This is a genomic window from bacterium (genome assembly GCA_030652805.1).
Classification (GTDB): Bacteria; JAHJDO01; JAHJDO01; order JAHJDO01; family JAHJDO01; genus JAHJDO01.
In genome coordinates this window covers 1-3,523 of record JAUSPT010000060.1, presented here as the reverse complement: position 1 = coordinate 3,523, position 3,523 = coordinate 1, and the positions used below count along the sequence as shown (strand labels likewise).

The window sequence follows — 3,523 nt, the reverse complement described above, 5'->3', positions numbered from 1 at the left end:
CAGGGGAATCGCATTAGAAAAAAAATAAATTTGTACAATTTTCGACATTATATTACCATATAGGAAATATAAATTCTATATGGAGAGTATTATGATAAAGCATTTTGAAAATTATTTTGGTAAAATCGAGGATCCACGAATAGGTAATCGCAAGATTCATCCTTTGATTAATATTATATTTATCACACTAGCTGGTGTACTTTGTGGTCTGAATACATTTGTTGAGATTGAAGAGCTTGGAAAGGGAAAAACAGAGTTTTTAAAAAGATATTTAGATTTAACTCATGGAATTCCAAGCCATGATACATTTGGTAATGTGTTTGCTTTAATAGATTCAAATCACTTTGCAGAGTGTTTTGAAAATTGGACTATTTCTTTGCGAACATTAATAAATGAAGATTTTGTTGCTTTGGATGGTAAGAGTATTCGTAGTAGTTTGGATAAGAATAAGAACAAATTGCCTATTCATCTTATGAATGTATGGTCTAGTAAGAATAGTATTTGTTTAGCTCAAATGCGCTGTGATAACAAGAGCAATGAGGTTATTGCTTTTGGAGAGCTATTAGAAAAATTGAATATGGAAAACTGTACAATTACAGCTGATGCAATGCATTGCCATAAAGAAACAACAAGACAAATAACCGAGGCTAAAGCAAACTATGTGCTAGGATTAAAAAAGAATGAACCTAAAATGTATTCTTATTGTGCAGATAGATTCAATGATTCTGAGCTTGAAATCGAACAGATTATAAAAAATGAAAACAAGCATGGTCGACAAGAACAGCGAACAATCGATTTTATAAAAATAGACTCTCATGACGATGAAATATTTGATGGTTGGTATAATATCAATGGTTTTGTTAAGATAAAATCTTGCAGAACAGAAAATAATAAAACAACAGAAGAAACAAGATATTACATTACTAGCCTTGACGATATGGAAAAATCTGCCAAAGGTGTTAGATATCACTGGCAAATTGAAAATAATCTTCATTGGGTTTTAGATAATACGTTTTCTGAAGACAAATGCCGAGTCAGATGCAATAATGCTGGTGAAAATCTGGCATTTATTAGAAAAATAGTAATAAATATGTTATATAATAATAAAACACCAAAGGTAAGTATGAAAAGAATGATGTTAAAAGCGATATTGAATGAGAACTACTTGGAAACTTTACTAAAAAGTTTCTAATGCGATTCCCCTGCTTGGAGAAGGGGGCGAGGGGGATTGAAGAAAGTTATGGTTAGAAACCAGGCTATAATAGGAGATAGAAGAAATTTCGTTCTTCTCTAATATCTAATTTCCAACTTCTAACCTCTAAATTGGGGATTGAAGAAAATTATAAATAAGAAATCTAGCTATAATGAGGATTACTTTTATGCTGAAACGGATATTTAGCTCACTGATCTTGGTAATGGTATTGATTTTGCTAGCACAAGTTAGTTTGATTGCCGCAGATCAGAAAAATAACAATCCACCTATCGGATATTGGAAGTTCGACGAGGGAGCAGGGGAGATTGCGAAGGATTCCAGTGGGCAGGGCAATGATGGCAAAGTTTATAATTTGGGAACTTGCTCGCAGTGGGTAGATGGACGAGTCGGTTTTGCTCTAGCTTTTACTGAAAAAACGCAGGGTAACTGTGGATTCGTAGATGTCCCCAACATAGGCAAATATGACTTTACCAAAGGAATTACCATAGAGGCTTGGATGAAACCTCAGGGAACTACATCAGCAGATAATATACTATGCAATCAGATTAATGAGAGAAGTCCGGGAATTCGGGTGTTATACTACGGCGGAAGTGTGGGCGAGGTCATCTTCCCCACTTATGGTTTGGACGGAAAGTCCTGGAGTGTGACTACTCACCCGAGAATAAGTTTCGTAGAAGGCGTTTGGTATCATATTGCCTGCATTTGTGAAGATGGAATCCTAAAGATATATATAGATGGCGAAGAGATCAAATCATCCGAAGAGACCGGTGCGATTATTGGTAAGGGAAGTGATATACTTACAATCGGGGCATATATGTCAGGAGCTGCCTATGGATTTAACGGAATCATTGATGAGGTTAAGATATACGATTATCCCAGGAGTCCGTTGGACATAGTGAAGGATGCGTTGCTGAGATAGGATAGTATCAGGTAATTTGGGTGTCTTACGATAGAAACCACTTGTCCAGTCGTATTTTTACTCCCTCCATGTAATTGTTCTTGTCTGATTCGGCATCTCAAGGAGTATCTGCGGCGTGATGGGTTGTGGATTGACCCAATCAATAGGGCCAGAATGATTGATAGACGATGGGTCTATCCGTATTGCCGCTAAGTATGTCGATCTTCCGCCCTTGTTTAGTTGAGAATAGCCGCCGACCAGATGATGTTCGTCATATGTCCAACAATCTGGAGACATATTCCCGGGAAGAGAGTAAACGGCGAATTTTCTTGTAGCGAGGTTTAGCACAGCCAACCGAGTGCTATTCTTTATACCGTCGCCGGGGATAGGAGTTTGAATATCAGGCCCACGAAGTACAACCATTTTGCCGTCATATGACAGCCCCATTGCCACGGTGTTTCTGTTCGGATCCAGGTATAACATCGCAACGGTCTTCCAGGCTTTTGGATCGAGGAGTTTCGATGATTTTAAAGGGATTTGCAGCAGCCGAAGCTTTTTTCGATTTTGCCAAAGCATCTTCTTTCCATCTCCGGAAAGTAGCAGATTGCCTCCGCCCTCACCTTTGGACAGAACAGTCTTCTTTCCGTTAGATGAATATACAACTAAACCCGGCTTATCATAGGAAGTATATACGATAACTCTGCGTCCTGGTATCCACACCGCATCTGCAACCTCCGCTTGCACCTTTCGTCTCCATTTTCCATCCGCGGCTGATATGTAGAGAAATTCATCGGGAGGATGATCATTGTAGTTCGGAGAAAAGTTCTTATTTGAGACATAGCTGATAAATTGAAATCCTGATGGCATTGGAGCAAACGCGTTAGAAAATGGGACAAAAATGGGGGAGATATAGCTGATGAGCTGGCTGTCGGATGACCATCCGAGCATCGAATAGCCAGCCCCATCCCCGCGCAGAGTCTTGACCTTACCCGATGGCAGCGACACGAGAAGCAGGTTACTGTATTTCCTATCCACGTTTCCTCTAGTTTCCTGAGACACAAGCAGAAAAATTTTGTCAGGTGAAATGCTATATTCTGTTGTTCCTTCGCTCCAAAACCCGGAGTACAGCGTCTTCACATTTTCCATTCTAAACCCAGATTTGGCGGGAATAACGCTCGCCTGTTTAATCCAGAGCCGCAATGTATCATCTTGTTGGGAGTATACAACTTCTTTAATCCTGGGCAACTTCTCAGTCTCAATCTGCCCTATATTTTTTGTGCTTGAAGGCTGAACCTGAGCCGTCGAAGATAGCTTGCTATAGTGAGCCATGAAAACAACAAAGATCAAAGAACCTAAAATAACAAGAATCGGCCAGCCATATCTATGTTTTAAAAATTTGTGTTTCATTAGTT

The 3,523-nt window shown here is 39.1% G+C and carries 3 protein-coding genes; 2 read left to right on the top strand and 1 reads right to left on the bottom strand.

What is annotated here, in order from left to right; translation table 11 throughout:
• The first annotated feature begins 91 nt into the window (after positions 1–91).
• Positions 92–1,192, top strand: coding sequence for an ISAs1 family transposase (locus Q7J67_06805; protein ID MDO9464988.1), 1,101 nt, complete (start codon positions 92–94; stop codon positions 1,190–1,192).
• A gap of 187 nt (positions 1,193–1,379) precedes the next feature.
• Complete coding sequence (locus tag Q7J67_06800; protein MDO9464987.1) at positions 1,380–2,132, top strand: LamG domain-containing protein; 753 nt, start codon at positions 1,380–1,382, stop codon at positions 2,130–2,132.
• A 57-nt stretch (positions 2,133–2,189) separates the two neighbouring features.
• Here the strand turns inward: Q7J67_06800 and Q7J67_06795 are convergent.
• Positions 2,190–3,523: hypothetical protein (locus Q7J67_06795; GenBank protein ID MDO9464986.1), on the bottom strand; the 1,334-nt coding region annotated here is incomplete at its 5' end.

Excerpts from the sequence above, each read along its gene's own strand:
- Q7J67_06805 (MDO9464988.1), top strand. The coding sequence starts at position 92 with ATGATAAAGCATTTTGAAAATTATTTTGGTAAAATCGAGGATCCACGA.
- Q7J67_06800 (MDO9464987.1), top strand. The coding sequence starts at position 1,380 with ATGCTGAAACGGATATTTAGCTCACTGATCTTGGTAATGGTATTGATT.